We start from the raw sequence: 13,453 nt of genomic DNA on the forward strand, positions 1-13,453 counted from the left end.
CGTTTGCGGTATCGAGTTTGTAGAAAGCCACATCATTGGCGCACCGATGATGCCAGAAATGATCGCGGCCCTTCTGATGTGATTAAACACTCAACCCCCTTCATGCCGAATCTCCTTCGGCATGGGGATCGCGTATAGCCGATGAGGCTACTTGTCGGAAAGGGATAATAACCACCGGCTTGGGTGGCGGAGGCCTGTTCCCAAACAGGTCGGGCTGGCGATCCTCTGCCCTGGGCTGTGGTGGGCTGCTCCCCTCCGCGTCTCGATCGGCCGTATCCCGTTCTGCGGCTGCGCGAGCGCGCGAGGCGGCGCGAACATGGGCAATGATCTCGCCGCCGACCGGCAGACGTTTGGGGGGCGACTCCCGCTCGACGAACGCCGGACATATGGAGGCGATCGGATTGAAGCTGTCGAGGAAGCGGACGACGGGAAGATTGCGGCCAAAGCGGAGATAGCCGGTCAGGTTGGGAAGATTGGTGACCTCGGTGTCCAGCACCAGCGGCCGGGTCACCTGCATGCGCGACAGGTTCACACCGTCGCGCATGTCGTTCACCCCGTAGGACATGCCCTCATTGGCCTCGATCTGCTCGACCCGGCCGAGATTCTTGGAGACGAGTTCCGCCGTGTCTGTGTCGTTGGCGCGCAGCGCGACCCAGGTCGAGCAGTAGCCGGTGATCGCGGCCGCATCCTCCTTGCCGTAGGTCGCATTGAGCTGGGGGTAGGACTGGAACCCCAAGATGCCGCAGCCGCCATATTTGCGCGCGCGGGCGAGGAAGTCCGAGAGCGACGGCAATTTCTGGAGCGTCGTCAACTCGTCGATCACGCAGTAGAGCCGCCGCTTGCGATCGGGTGCGAGACTCATGATCGCGCTGATCGCGATGTCGAGCCAGACAGTGATCAGGGGGCGCAGCGAGGGAAGCTGATCGGCCTTCACGGTGATGAACAGCCAGCTATCGTCCTTCTCGTTCTCGACCCATTTGCGGATCGAGAACGCATCCTCTGTGTCGTCGAGATAGGCAAAGCTGCGCATGACCGAGGCGAGTTCAGCCTGGACGCCGGCCGAGGTACGCTCACCTTCGGTCGATATGAAGGCGGCTGCGTCGGTTCCCTTCACGAAGGCTGCGAGGTCGGCGAGCGGGGAACGCAGCACCCGCTCGAGCAACACCGAGATCAGGGTGTGTTTCTGCCGGGCGAGCTTGCGCAGGACGGCGACCAGTGTGCCGCGGGCGGCCTTCGACCAGAAGGGATCGCCGTGCTTGTCGGGAATGGTCGATTCGGCAATCTGGTCGTAATGATATTCCTGCGGCACATCGACCCAGGGGCTCCAGATGTCGGTGCGCTGGTCGAGGGGGTTGAGCAGCACGTCATGGCCGTGCCGGTAGAACTTCTCCACGAACGAGCCCGCGGTATCGTAGACGATCGCCCGCTTGCCCTTCTTGCGGATGCCCTCAAGCATCGTGGTGATGAGATTGGTCTTCCCCGTTCCGGGTGCGCCGCAGATGAGAATATGCTCCGATTCGTAAGCGTCGGGCACCGGGACGCCCCCGATCCGGAAGCTGCCCTTCTTTTCCCTGGCCAGAGCTTGGCGCAGTTCCCCTGCGGTGCCGAACCGGGCGCCGCGGATATATTCGTTGGAGCCGAGACCTTTCCCGGTGCGGGTGAAATAAAACCACGCCCAGGCGAGCGCGAGGATCGTGCCGACGCCTGCGATCGCGGCCCCGTGGATGAGATCTTTTTCGAGCTTGTGGAGCGCCTTCCGGGCGACCCCGGATTCGAGCAGAATGTCGGCTGAGGTCCAATATTGCCGGCCCTCCGGCGTGCGGAACAGCACCGGGTCGTTCGTCCCCGGCGCCGCGTCGACCTTGAAGCTCGCCTCGACCAGTTTGGTGAGGACGAAGCGTTGATACTCGGTGGACTTTTCGAGGGCATACCAGCCAGTGCCCATCACCCAGATCACAAGACCGACGATCATGGTCTGGAAGAAGACCTGCGTGGTCATCCGCACATTGTGGACGATCGCCTGGCCTCCGCGCGTCCATGAGCCCAGCGTGTCGTTTCTGAAGATGCTCATATCCGCTGCTCCGGATCGAGCAGGCCCCGGTCGAGGAGCATCTGGCGGGCTTCGGCCATCCCCTTTTCGAGCAGTTCGGGCGAGTGCTCGCGCACCGAAGCAGCGATGATCGCAAGCGTCTGGACAACGCCCGAGAGGATCTCGTCCTGGGTCGTATAGACGTAGCCGCTGCGCGGGTCGGCCGCCTGTTCGAGCATCGGCCTGATCAGTTCGGTGATGGTGACGCCGACGATGCGGGCGCGGCGCGCAAGGCGGCCGTGCAGCTCATCGTCAATGCGAATAGAGAGATGGGCCATGGAAGCTCCGATGAAGGAGCTTCGCAAGGACCGGTTCCGAAGCGCTGGCATAATAGCCGACCGCCGGAAAATCACAACGAAAACAGTATGTCACACGCGTGTGACTGAAAATCCCGGCCAATATCAGGGAGATGTCATCGCGCAATTCTGAGCGGAAACACGCGTATGACGGCCAGGCCGAATGTCGTCACACCCGCATTACGGACTAAGGCAATGATATTATGTTGTTTTCCGTCGCAGCACCCGTGCGTAGGGTGCATTTCTCCCGCCCTTGGGCGTGCGTCCCTTGCCCGCAGCGCTTGCGCGCGCTGCGTCCCCTCCAGATACGGCGCGGGCGGTGTCCCTGCCGGTGCCGGGCGATTGCGGGGCCTGCCCGTTTCGTGCGAGAAGAGCGGCGGCGAACGGACCGGCAATGACGTGAAGGAATGGTCATGCCGAAAATGTCCGAGAGAGAACGCATTGCCGATCTGCTGGAAAAGAGCCGCAGGATTGCCGGTGAAATCGAGACGGCGCAAAAGCGGTTGCGCGATCGCTATGGTGCGATTGTCACCGCGCTGCCGGTCGAGATGGTGGCGGAAAAGGATTTCCGCGAAGCCTTGGGGTTGCTGCTGAAGCTGGGCGGGCCAGCCGCGTCGGTTCCCCCGATCCGGGCAAGCGCCCCCGTTCCGCGCTTCTCCTGCGAACGTGATCCCGCCGCCGCGCCGCCAGGCGCGGCGGCGGCTGGCACAAGAAAAGGCCGGTGCGGCGCAAAGCCGCATCGGCCTGTTTCGGTGGAGGGTAGCAAGGGCGAGGCCGGATAATCCGGCCGCCGCCCCTGAACAGGTGCCGGGGTTCAGGCGGCAAGCCGCCTTGCGCGGGGGCGCGGCGTCGGGGGTGCCTGATCGGCGCGCAGGATGACATGGGTGGGGACGCAACGTCCCCGTTCGGGGTTGAACAGTTCGTAAAGGTTCTGCTGGATGCCGGAGCCTTCGCAGAGCACGGCTTCCACCGGCGATAGCTTGATGATCTGGCGATTTCGCTTGAAGCCGCGCCCCTTGCCATGCCCGTAAAGCCCGAAAGCGATACAGGGCGCGCCATTGGCTTCGGCCCAAGCTGCCGCGATAGCGTCAACGCCGGTCCGCTGCCCGGTGGTGACAAGCACCATGTGCGGGACGCGGGCCTTGATCTCGTCCAGCTTGGCGAAGATCAAGCGCCAATCGTGCCAATCGCCGGGACCGGAAATGACGACGACGGGGCCTTGCGGGTCGTGGGCTTCGCGCCGCTTTTCCGACCGCGCCCGCAGGAAATCGAGCGCGGAAATCTGGCTTGCGGTGGTGATGCGCGAAACCCTCGATCCCCGCGATTGGGACCATGTAAGGCCAAATGCGGAACGGTAGGCGGCAGCGGCATAATCGCGCATTTCCTCCATCGTTTTGCGCAGTTCGGTCAGCATCTGACATTGCGTCTGGGTTTCCTCCAGTTCGCGATTGAATACCTCGCTGGGATTGAGGCGCCGCGCCATGTCGCCGATTGTCTGGGCCAGTTTGTCCTCCTGCCGCTCCAGATTGCCCGCAACAAAATGGAAGCTGTTGACCAAACCCCACGCCAATTCCCGCGCGACGGTATCAAGGCGGGTGCCTGTCAAAAGGTCGCTGATGGTTGTGATGATACCCGCGCAATCGGCTTGGCAGGCCAGTGGGTCGGGCATGTCATAGTCGTCCAGTTCTTCACCCGGTTCAAAGATGGACAAGGCGACAGGATCGCCAAAGGATGCGGTGAAATCGTCGGTCGCGATCAATTCCGCGTAGAGTTCCGGCAGGTCCGAAAAGCTGCTAATGGTGCGTGTAGCCGTGTTCTTGCTCATGGGTCCAAATCCTTGTTTGCGTTCGCGGTCAGGGTCCGGGAAAGCGTTCCAGCGCTTCCCCGGCCCGTCTTGGGGTGCGGCTTAGAAAGGCACCTCGTCGTCAAGGCTGCGGGTCATGCCGCCGGTATATTCGCCGTTCGCCCCTGCCGTGCTGCCCCCCCGGAACCCGCCGCTGCTCTGCTGCTGGCTGCCGCGCCGCTGCGCGTAGCCGCCAGCATTGCCGCCCATGCCATTGCGATAGGCGGGCTGCTGCTCGCGTTCGCGTCGCCATTGCACGTCGAAGCCTTTGAGTTCGTCCCCGAACAGGGCAATGGGCAGCGGCTCGGCAAAGCTGGGATCGTCGATCATGCCGGACAAAAACGTATCTTCGCTGTTGCGCATCTTGCGATGCCAGACCGCGCCGATCTGGATATCGACGCCAGCGGGCGACGGCTCGAAAATCTCGAACACGGGGGCGCGGTCGCTCTGCATTTCATCGGCGCGAAGCTCGACGGCCCGCAAGATGATGAAGGGCAGATGCAGGGCGCGCGTATAGATGCTGCCGGTGATCTCGTTGGTCTTTTCGTCGAGTTTGAAAGTTCCGATCTTCATTGTCTGGGTTCCTTCTTCCTTGGTGCTTCCGGGAACCATTCCCCGTCCGCCCTTTTCTTATACTTACTCCCCTCCATTACTTCTATATCATTGTTTTCTTGACAGAATTTCATCGTGTCTGGTGAGCCTCGAGCCAAGAAAACGGACGCGGTAGCGTCCCTGAACAAGGAAAAGCATGGCGAAGCCATTCCATCCTGATCGCCGGAAGAGGGAAGCGTGCCTGCCTGTCATCGCATCCGGAGCCGCCTGTCGCCGGGGCGCAAGGGCCGGGGCTGGTCCGGGAGAGCAAGGGACGTCGCGCTGCGGCCTTTATGCGTAGCTTGGTAAAATGATGGGCCTGCCGACACCTTTGGATCAGGCGATCCCGTCGGCAGGCCCATCATTTTGCCTAGCGAAGCTTGGCCGGAGGCAGCCCTTGCTCTCCCGGACCAGTTCCGGCACGCCGCGACACTGCGACTGGTGGCTCCGGATGCGATGACAGGCTTGCTCTGAGGGCGATTGCGGGTGCGGAGGTCCTCCGACGCACCCGCAGCGACGGTGCGGCCTGACGCTACGTTCGGGGGACGCGCCTGGAGTTGGGCGCGCATCGTGGCGGGTGCGTGGTGGAAGCTGGCGTTCCCGATCGGGGACGTATCGCGCCCTGCGGTGGCCCTTGCGGGCAAGTGCCGTTCTAGGCGGCGGGACCTGCCCAGAGAAGTTCGAGCGCTCCTGACGCGCGGCGATAGGCTTCGATGACGACCGGCTGCCCGGCGAGCGACGCATAGGGTTCCGCACCCTCGATCCGCCAGACCTGGCCGTCTTCGCTGTCCAGATGAAAGCCGCGATCGCCCGCGCGCAGGATGCCGCGCAGCCGGACGGGCGCGATCATGGTGCTCATCGCGGGGCACCCGGCAGCGGACCGGCGGCCCATGCGGCGAGACAGTGCCGGTGGGAAGGTATCGGTCGAGGCGACATGCCGCGATCATGCCATCGCCGCTTTGGGGTTGCAAATATGTTCATCATATGTTCCATTCGTCCATCCGCGCAACAGGAGCATGCCATGATCGAAACCTATCTTGCCGACTATGATTTCAACCTGCCGATCGAAGATGCTGTGGCCGATCCCGATCTTCCGGCGGTGCGGGCGCGGCTCGCGTCGCTGGCGCGTGGCGAAGGGCTCGATGGGGGCTATTATGAAGCGCAGGAACTGGCCGAAGCGTTTCTCGAGGCGGCCCGTGAGGCCAACGCCGGCAACGAGGACCCGGACAGCCCGGCGCGGGTGCGCCTGTCGGACATTCTCGACCGTGCGGGGGACTATCAGGGCGTGCTCTTCGACGAGGTGGCGGCGCTTCCGCTGGCTGATGCGGCGGCGCATCTGTGCTGGCTTGCCGAGTTGATGCGCGGCCGGGCGGACATGTATCGTCCCGTCATGGCGGCACGGGCGCTGGTGCGCTGATCGCCGCATAACTGTCGGGCGCCCTTGCGGCGCGGATAAGCGTCGGTTTCTTTGATCGCTTCACTTTCCGAACCCGCGTTGCTTGGCAGTAGCGCGGGTTCTGCTTATAGAGAAACCACCCCGCAAGTTGCGGGTATGGCTTCGAAAACCCCTTCCAACAGAGCCGACCGCACCTTTGCAGCCGGGTGGCGGACGCTATGTCCAGGCCCCGGCTAAAGTCTCTAGCTGCTGCCCCCACGGTGGAGAAACGATGTCTGACCCGGTGGCCAACAGGCGCAAGGCGGCCGAATTGATGGAGGAAGCCGCGTCCCTGCTCGATGAATCGGAAGATGCGGTGCTGCTCATGCGAATTCAGCACGCGATCGACGTGGCCCGCGAAGACGAATGGCTGCCGCCCGAAGCGCGTTGGCAGGACCGGTCCAGCCAACGCTGAGCGGAGGGCCTGATGCTGGTCAGGCGGTCCCGTGCGGAACGTCAGCGCTCTTGACGATCGTGAACCTTTCCGGCCCGCCGAGCATCTTCGCGAGGATCGCGACAGCGTCCCGCAGGTCGGCGCGACAGAGGAATATCTCGATCGTATAGGCGCCTCGCGCCAGCATGTCCGGATCGCGGGCGGCGAGTGCGGCATGGTCTTCTGGCCAGTGGCACAGCAACAGCCATGGCCAGCCCGGTTCGGGCGGCGCATATTCGAACAGGCTGATCGTTGCCGTGTGCAGCGCACCCGGACGGGTCGCGAATATGTCCGGCACGACTGGCTCAGGGCGCTCCGCGCTCAGGAACGCTTCGAACTCGGCCAGTTCCTCGTCGGTTTCGAGGATCACCGGATAATAGCGCCCGAGCGGCAGGCCGGCGCCCGCCAGATGGCGCGGCACATCGATCACCAGCATGGCGGGCGCGGTGAAGCCTGGACGCGGGTAAAGCCGCCGCCTGGCGGCGAGATCATCGATAAGGCGCATAAAGCTGCCCTGATAAGGCGGGCGGGGCAGCGCGATCAACGACAATAGGTTGCAAATCGCGCACGATCGGCGCGCCGGGAGGCTTCCCGCACGCGCTCCCTCTCCTCCAGTCCGGACGGCCGTGACGCCATGCGCGCGAGTGCGGTCCGAGAGCGCCCCTTATCGGACGTCAGTGGCCTGAAGGATGTCCGGAACCGCCGCTGTGATCGTCAGGCTCGCATGCCTCGATATCGTTTTCATCGAGACAATGCTCGGCGACTGCAAAGGGCGGCCCGGCATACCAGCTTTCATCAGGCGCATCGAGCTTGACGGCAATGACGGTTCGGGTGCCGACGTCCGTGCAGCGCCAACGGGCACCGCTCATGACGAATTCCATGCCGATTGCGAAATCACTGTGTTTCATGACTGCTGTTCATGCGCGAGGATGGAAGGAAGCGCGACGACGTCTCGTTTCAGTGCGGTGCAAAGGGGTTGAAGATGCGCACGCCGAAAGCCTCGAAATCCGAGACATTGCGCGTTGCGACGGTCAGATCGTGGACTTGCGCGGTGGCCGCAATCAGGGCGTCCTCGATAAGATGATTCTGCTGGCGGTGCATGAGCCTCGCCCACGCCCGGAAAACGGGTCCATCGGCCGTCAGGATATTGTAGGTCGTCGCCACCTGGTCGAGCCACGTCTCGATCTCGGCGGCTTTGGCGACGTCCTGCTCGCGCGTGATCTCGATACCGGCCTGGATCTCGGCGAGCGTGACGGCGCTGAGGTGGAGGTCCTGGTCAGGAACGGCTTCAAACCAGGCTAGGACGGCCCCGTGCGGACGCGGACGGCGCAGTTCCGAGACGATATTCGTGTCGAGCAAATACATGCCGGTCAGGCCAGCCCGGCCGGCGACCGGCGGCGCATACGGCCGCGCGGTGGCAGCGGCAGATCGACGCGCGCCGTATCGGCGAGAAGCAGCTCCTTCAGCGTCGGCTTGGCGGCATGTTGCAGCCGGCGCCACTCGCTGGCGGGAACGAGCACAGCCGCATCGTTTCCGCGCTTGGTGACGAGCTGCGGGCCTTCGCGCAGGCAGGCATCGAGCAATTCGCTGAACCGCGCCTTCGCATCCTGGACAGGCCAGCTTTTCATGAAAACCTCCATCGTGGCGACTAGTCAGATAACTAGTCTGATTCATGGCCGTGTGCAAGATACACTGCTGGCACGCTTCCCGCGCGTGGTTCCTCTGTCCTCCCCTTCCGCGCCGGGCGTGCGGGCTTCTGTCGGTCAGGCCGCGAGCTTCTCGACGCCGGCGTTGAAGCGCTCGATCCAGCGCCACATTGCCGGACGCTTTTCAAGCGGTAGTCCGGCGGCACCGTCAAGGAACGCCACAAGCTCGGTAGGTGCCTCGGCGACGATCCGATCGACCTCGCGCGCCGGCAACAGGCCCTGGTCCCGAATGAACTGCGTCATCGAACCCGGACGGGCTTCGCGTCCGCGCAGGCCCTTGGTCGAGGATCGCCAGAGTCCCTCGCAGGTTCGCAGGCGGGGTTTGGCGCGCGCTTCCATGAGCACGATCAGCCGCAGATGCTCGGCCGGAAGCGTGCGGACCTCATCGCAGGTCATTCCCGTGCAGAACCAGCAGGAACTCGCCACGACTGGAGGAAGGCCGGCCGCCGCGATCCGCCGTTCGCAGTCCTCCCGGGTCCGACCCCATTCGCGCAACGGGTAGCGATATTCGAAGAGATCGCTGACATGGCCCTCGCGGTGCGCATAGCGCTGGCTGTCGCGGGGGCTGCAATCATAGCCGATGAGGCGGATGACCTTCTGTCCGCGCGCCCATGCGTGCTGCGCGGGCGGCCACGCCTTGGTCCAGGCGTCCTGGGGAGCGACCTTCCATTTCAGTGAGCACACGCCGCGGCCGAACGCGATCGACGGCAGCGTGCCGTTCGTCAGGCAGTTCTCGAGCAGATCGCTGTAGGGCGGCCAATGCTTGAAACGCTTGGGCGTGTAGCCGACCGTTTCGTGGGGGATGCCGCGCTCGTCCATCCAGTGTTCGAAGGTTGGAATGAACGCCAGCGTCTCCGGGCGCTCGGGCATGCGGGCGCGCAGCACCATGTCGATCCGCTCGCCCCGCTCGGCGAGTTCGATAATCATCGCGGTCGAGTCGACGCCCGCACCCCAGGCAACGATCACCGGCGCAGGCTCGTCCGGCAGCGGCATCTCGTTGTCGTTGCCCCCCGCGACGCAAGTGGCCGGTCATTGTCCGGTCCTCACATCGCCATGGACGATCTCGAAACCGGCCGCCGCCAGCTCATCGCACAAGGCGTACTTGCGCTCGGCACTGTCGCCTTGGTGCGCGATATAGGCGCAGCGGCCATAGTGAAACGCGAAACCTGCGCGTTTCAGGCAGCCCCGAAATCGCCGGTGGGTGCGCTCGCTCCAGTCGAAGGTGCCCACATAATTGCGGAATGCGGCGACCGCATGGACCGAACCATAATTCTCGTCGCGCCAGCGCAATTCGATCTGAGGAGGCTGTTTCCGCGAGATCCGAGCCTTCGCAGCGGTAGGATCGAAGTCCGTCATTGGTCCGGCTCCGCGGTCCTGACGGCCGGTGTCTCTTCGCCGGAGACCAAGCGAACGAGATCGTCGCCCTCGCTTTCGCAGGCCTCGCAGAAGGCACAATCGTGAACATCCGCCAACGCCCATCGGCCGGTTGCGCTATTCCAGCGGGCACAGGCGTCGCGGACGATCCGATTGCTGCCGCAGCGCGCGCAGATTGGCATCGCGGCAGAGGGACTCTCATCGAGCGAGGGGACCGCCAGCACATAGTGGCGTTCGGATGCGGAATTGAGGATCCAGCCCTCGGCGAGGCGCATGGCGAGGATACCAGTGAGATATTCGGCGGCGAATATCTCATAGCCATCCGTCACTTCGACCAGCGACAGGGTTGCAAGGGTCGGCTGGCGGATTTCGAGAACCGCGAGAGTGACCTGGCGGTTCTCACTGGTCTTGTAGAAGCTGTATTGATGAATCTGTCGCAGCACGGGTTCCGGCACGGTCCGGTTATCGGCGGTCTTGTAGGTCATCGCTTGATCCTTCTGAGAAAGGCGCACGGCCGGGCGCGCGCACTCAAGGGAATGGCGCGTTCAGCTCGCGCAGCGTCGAGTTCGGAATAGTGCTCGGCAACGCCGGGCTTTTTCCGAGGTGTGCGGGAAATCAGGCGACGCGCAGAACCATCTGCTCGTCATTGGCAGGCGGTCGCGCCGTCACCCGGTAGGGCTGGATGGGATTGCCGGTCCGCACGACGAACAGCTCCTGGTCGGAACGCTCGCTCAGGCGGATGGCCAGCAGGTAGGCGTGGTCGAACGAGGCAAGCCTCGCGCGCAGGCTCGATAGCCGGGTCATGGCTGTCTCCATGGTAAAGCGGTGGACGGGCCGGTCAGGCGGGGGAACGCTGCGTCCCATCGGCAACCGGCGGGCCGCCGGGCATGTCGGGCGGCAGATAGGTGTCATAAGGGGTTACCCTCGGCGAGGTGACCGAAGGGCGTCATGACAAATTCGCCATTGCGGTGGCCGACCCCGCAGAGGACGTAGCGGGGCTCGCCGCTCACGGCGTCGTTGCACTCCATCAGTGCAAGATCGCCGGCCTGGGCGGCGCGCAGCAGCGTCTGGAAATTGGCGCGGGCATGATCCGGGATCGCCATCACACGGCCTCCGCCGGTTCGATGACGATCCGGAACGCCGCGCCGCCTTCCAGCACGAGATAGATGCAGCTTCCCGTCTCGATGTCGCAGCTCGCGATGCTGTCGATATTACCCTGCGCGCCTGGCGCTTCCGAGGCGAAGTGGGGCGGCCGGTCATTGGGGTCATCGCCGGCCTCGTCGCATTTGGCAATGTGGGTTTCGACCAGTTCGCGGAGGAACGCGGCGATCGTTGACGTTCGCCTGTCGAGGCCCGCGTCACGGTCCTCGCTTTCGCCATCAGCGTCGTCATCGTCGGCCAGCTCGCGCAGGATCGGCGTCAGAGCATCGTTGATGCGCATGAGCAGGCCGGAACGGGCGTCGCTGGCCAGCGCGTCGAGCAGCCGGTCGGGGATGAGATTGTTGACGGCATGGGTCGCGTCGTCGACGAGCGTGTCGAATTCGTCCTCGGTCATGGACTGTCCTTTCGAAAACAGCCGGCGCCCGCGCGCAAAACGCGGCAACCGGCGATGTGTGGAGGTATTGGCGGCGCAATCTATTGGACGGCGACGCACGGCGGCGCGTCGTCATTGTCGGCGAAGGCCGCCTCGACCAGGGAACCTGCGGCGCGCACGGTGACTGCCCGGTCCTTCGGGATCAGCCAGGATACATGCTCCCACATCGCCTCCCGGACCCGCTCGATGATCGCGGCGTCCTCGCCGAGCAGCAGCATATTGGCGACAAATCGCGCCTGCATCTCGAATGCCGCCTGCTGGGTGTGATAGCTGTCGGCTCCGCAGTCCTCGCTGGGCGAAAAGCAGGCGGCTTCGAGCAGATAAGCGAGCTCAAAGGGCGTGATCGCGCAGTCCGCGCTCATCAGCACGAACACCTCCTCGAGACCGGTCCAGCAATCGGCGGGAACGATCAGGAGATCGGCGGGCAGCCAGAAGATTTCGGCAGGCGTGTCAGGATCGTCGGCTATTCGCACGGCAAGCTCGAGCGTGATCGCGTCGACCCGCCCGGATTGGAGATCCGGCGGGATCTGGGCGTCAGCGGCATAGTCGAAGACATTGTCCTGGCTTCGTTCGACCCGGAAAGAGCATCCGAGCACGCGGGGGAGCGCATCATACCAGCCATAGCCCGCAAACTCGTCGACGGGATGGACCGGCGTTGCCTCGAGCGGCTGTCCTGCCGCCAGAACGCGGCCGATACATTGCTCGATATGGGCATGATACGCGGGCAGGAGAATCATCGGCTCGCCGGCGACGCGCTCGCCTGACAGAATGGTGTCCGCCTCGGCGGTGCGCGGTGTCCAGGCGGAAAGCCATGGCGCGACATCCGGCAGCATGACACCCAGCGCTTTCGCGCGTTGCCAATGGGCAAAGGAGAGCCGGTGGTGCCCCTCACGGGCGATGGTACGAAAGATCGCCGTCTCGCAGGCCTCGCGCAGGGCATCGAGCGCAGCGTTCTGCACCATCTCCTTGCGCGCGGGCAGCACGAGCTGAAGGTCGGGCGCATCGACGATATCGACCTTGGCATACCAGCCGCGACCGCCATCGGCGTCAACGATATGGGGCAGCCGGCAGGGCACGGTCACGCCATGGAAGTTGATGCGGACCAGTTCGCGGTGAATATGATATTTGTCGACGAAAATGCCGATCCGGCAGCCGTTCCACTCCTCGACGCGCGCTGCCTCACGCAGGAAAGCCTCCTGCGCTTGCCGCTCGCCGTCGAACCAGACCGGCACCGGGCAGAAGCGCGCCGCGTCCTTCATCGCCTGTTCGAGCGCTTTGGCCCATGCCTCGGGCAGGTCGATCTCGATTTCGGTGCCTTTGTCGAGCGCCGCGGGTATGACGTCGATCAGCTTGCCGGATTCCCAGGCGTCGGGGGTGATGGTCGCCTGCCAGGCTGCGCCGAGTTCCGCCGCATGCGACCGCACCGTGACGTGGCGGCCTGCAAGGCTGAATATGCCCATGCCTGCGGGGTCTTCCGACCGGGCGATGTCCTTGTCCCAGCCGGAGTCGCCGAGCGTCAGGAACTTGGCGGGATCGGCGATGCCGCGCCCGTCGTCGCGGATGCGCAGCGCGGCCTGGCCATCCTTTTCGATCCGGGCGATATCGATGCGGGTCGCGCCGGCGCGGCGTCCGTTCTGCAATGTCTCGGCCAGAACGTCCAGCACCGAGCCATTGAAAAATCGGCCTATTTTCGTCAGCAGCGACTGGCCGACCGTGGTGTTGATCATCGCAGGAAAGGTCATGGGTGCCTCCGGGTTCGCCGCGACATCCTTGTCGCAACCACCGGCCTCCTCCTCCCCTCCATGGCCACCCGATCGGTCAGCGGGGCACTCTCCCTCACTCCTGATCGTGGGGCAGCCCGGATCGGACCAGTCGATATGGCGAGCGATCCAGTCGGGCACGAAATCCCAGTCGAAGCATAGCTCGTAGCTGTCCTCGGTTTCGACCCAGGCGGCGTCTACCGCATCGGTCCAGCCGATCACGGTCATGCGAAGGGCAGCAGCGCCCATCGCGTCAAAGCTGGCGCGGATGGCGAACGCGAGGCCGATCGCATCGGGATCGGTCGCGGGATGGTCGCGCAAGGTCAGCACCG

At 64.2% G+C, this 13,453-nt stretch carries 19 protein-coding genes; 3 read left to right on the forward strand and 16 right to left on the reverse strand.

Going from position 1 to position 13,453, the window contains the following annotated elements; genetic code table 11:
* Nucleotides 1-100: 100 nt before the first annotated feature.
* Together GGR43_RS21450 and GGR43_RS21455 are read right to left on the reverse strand one after the other, a co-directional pair.
* Nucleotides 101-2,071 (reverse strand): type IV secretion system DNA-binding domain-containing protein, encoded by a 1,971-nt coding sequence (locus tag GGR43_RS21450; RefSeq protein ID WP_188073860.1) that lies wholly within the window; start codon nucleotides 2,069-2,071, stop codon nucleotides 101-103.
* The gene (locus tag GGR43_RS21455) at nucleotides 2,068-2,367 is read right to left on the reverse strand and encodes a CopG family transcriptional regulator (protein WP_188073861.1); all 300 of its coding nucleotides are present in this window, start codon (nucleotides 2,365-2,367) and stop codon (nucleotides 2,068-2,070) included. The genes GGR43_RS21450 and GGR43_RS21455 overlap by 4 nt, the downstream gene beginning before the upstream one ends.
* Nucleotides 2,368-2,798: 431 nt before the next feature.
* On the opposite strand from GGR43_RS21455, the gene GGR43_RS21460 reads away from it, so the two are divergent.
* Nucleotides 2,799-3,167, forward strand: a complete 369-nt coding sequence (locus GGR43_RS21460; RefSeq protein ID WP_188073862.1) for a hypothetical protein — start codon at nucleotides 2,799-2,801, stop codon at nucleotides 3,165-3,167.
* Between the two features lie 32 nt (nucleotides 3,168-3,199).
* Here the strand turns inward: GGR43_RS21460 and GGR43_RS21465 are convergent, their stop codons facing one another.
* From GGR43_RS21465 to GGR43_RS21475, 3 genes are all read right to left on the reverse strand, one after another.
* Nucleotides 3,200-4,210 (reverse strand): DUF2493 domain-containing protein, encoded by a 1,011-nt coding sequence (locus GGR43_RS21465; RefSeq protein ID WP_188073863.1) that lies wholly within the window; start codon nucleotides 4,208-4,210, stop codon nucleotides 3,200-3,202.
* Nucleotides 4,211-4,291: 81 nt separating this feature from the next.
* Nucleotides 4,292-4,801 carry a DUF736 domain-containing protein gene (locus GGR43_RS21470; protein WP_188073864.1) on the reverse strand — a complete coding sequence of 170 codons (510 nt, stop codon included), beginning with the start codon at nucleotides 4,799-4,801 and terminating at the stop codon, nucleotides 4,292-4,294.
* A gap of 670 nt (nucleotides 4,802-5,471) precedes the next feature.
* The gene (locus GGR43_RS21475; RefSeq protein ID WP_188073865.1) at nucleotides 5,472-5,678 is read right to left on the reverse strand and encodes a DUF5818 domain-containing protein; all 207 of its coding nucleotides are present in this window, start codon (nucleotides 5,676-5,678) and stop codon (nucleotides 5,472-5,474) included.
* Between the two features lie 162 nt (nucleotides 5,679-5,840).
* On the opposite strand from GGR43_RS21475, the gene GGR43_RS21480 reads away from it, so the two are divergent.
* Nucleotides 5,841-6,236: a hypothetical protein gene (locus tag GGR43_RS21480; RefSeq protein ID WP_188073866.1), complete on the forward strand. Its 396-nt coding sequence runs from the start codon at nucleotides 5,841-5,843 to the stop codon at nucleotides 6,234-6,236.
* A gap of 250 nt (nucleotides 6,237-6,486) precedes the next feature.
* The gene (locus GGR43_RS21485) at nucleotides 6,487-6,669 is read left to right on the forward strand and encodes a hypothetical protein (protein WP_188073867.1); all 183 of its coding nucleotides are present in this window, start codon (nucleotides 6,487-6,489) and stop codon (nucleotides 6,667-6,669) included.
* Nucleotides 6,670-6,688: 19 nt separating this feature from the next.
* Here GGR43_RS21485 and GGR43_RS21490 read toward each other — a convergent pair whose 3' ends face one another.
* The 11 genes from GGR43_RS21490 to GGR43_RS21540 form a co-directional block, all read right to left on the reverse strand.
* A complete protein-coding gene (locus GGR43_RS21490) occupies nucleotides 6,689-7,192 on the reverse strand; it encodes a hypothetical protein (RefSeq protein ID WP_188073868.1) in 504 nt (167 codons plus the stop codon).
* Nucleotides 7,193-7,361: 169 nt separating this feature from the next.
* A complete protein-coding gene (locus tag GGR43_RS21495; RefSeq protein WP_188073869.1) occupies nucleotides 7,362-7,595 on the reverse strand; it encodes a hypothetical protein in 234 nt (77 codons plus the stop codon).
* A gap of 49 nt (nucleotides 7,596-7,644) precedes the next feature.
* On the reverse strand, nucleotides 7,645-8,052 hold the full coding sequence (locus GGR43_RS21500) for a type II toxin-antitoxin system VapC family toxin (protein ID WP_188073870.1): 408 nt from the start codon (nucleotides 8,050-8,052) through the stop codon (nucleotides 7,645-7,647).
* Between the two features lie 5 nt (nucleotides 8,053-8,057).
* Entirely contained in the window at nucleotides 8,058-8,315 is a 258-nt protein-coding gene (locus tag GGR43_RS21505; protein WP_188073898.1) for a type II toxin-antitoxin system Phd/YefM family antitoxin, read from the reverse strand.
* Between the two features lie 135 nt (nucleotides 8,316-8,450).
* A complete protein-coding gene (locus tag GGR43_RS21510) occupies nucleotides 8,451-9,386 on the reverse strand; it encodes a hypothetical protein (protein ID WP_188073871.1) in 936 nt (311 codons plus the stop codon).
* 36 nt (nucleotides 9,387-9,422) lie between these two features.
* On the reverse strand, nucleotides 9,423-9,749 hold the full coding sequence (locus GGR43_RS21515; RefSeq protein ID WP_188073872.1) for a hypothetical protein: 327 nt from the start codon (nucleotides 9,747-9,749) through the stop codon (nucleotides 9,423-9,425).
* The gene (locus GGR43_RS21520; RefSeq protein ID WP_188073873.1) at nucleotides 9,746-10,252 is read right to left on the reverse strand and encodes a hypothetical protein; all 507 of its coding nucleotides are present in this window, start codon (nucleotides 10,250-10,252) and stop codon (nucleotides 9,746-9,748) included. The genes GGR43_RS21515 and GGR43_RS21520 overlap by 4 nt, the downstream gene beginning before the upstream one ends.
* A gap of 130 nt (nucleotides 10,253-10,382) precedes the next feature.
* Nucleotides 10,383-10,571, reverse strand: a complete 189-nt coding sequence (locus GGR43_RS21525; protein ID WP_188073874.1) for a hypothetical protein — start codon at nucleotides 10,569-10,571, stop codon at nucleotides 10,383-10,385.
* 104 nt (nucleotides 10,572-10,675) lie between these two features.
* Complete coding sequence (locus GGR43_RS21530; RefSeq protein ID WP_246343972.1) at nucleotides 10,676-10,870, reverse strand: DUF6117 family protein; 195 nt, start codon at nucleotides 10,868-10,870, stop codon at nucleotides 10,676-10,678.
* Complete coding sequence (locus GGR43_RS21535) at nucleotides 10,870-11,322, reverse strand: hypothetical protein (RefSeq protein ID WP_188073875.1); 453 nt, start codon at nucleotides 11,320-11,322, stop codon at nucleotides 10,870-10,872. Before GGR43_RS21535 ends, GGR43_RS21530 begins: the two co-directional genes overlap by 1 nt.
* An 80-nt stretch (nucleotides 11,323-11,402) precedes the next feature.
* Entirely contained in the window at nucleotides 11,403-13,349 is a 1,947-nt protein-coding gene (locus GGR43_RS21540) for an ATP-binding protein (RefSeq protein WP_246343973.1), read from the reverse strand.
* Between the last annotated feature and the right edge of the window lie 104 nt (nucleotides 13,350-13,453).

Origin of the sequence: Sphingobium jiangsuense, assembly GCF_014196495.1 — a bacterium.
Classification (GTDB): Bacteria; Pseudomonadota; Alphaproteobacteria; order Sphingomonadales; family Sphingomonadaceae; genus Sphingobium; species Sphingobium jiangsuense.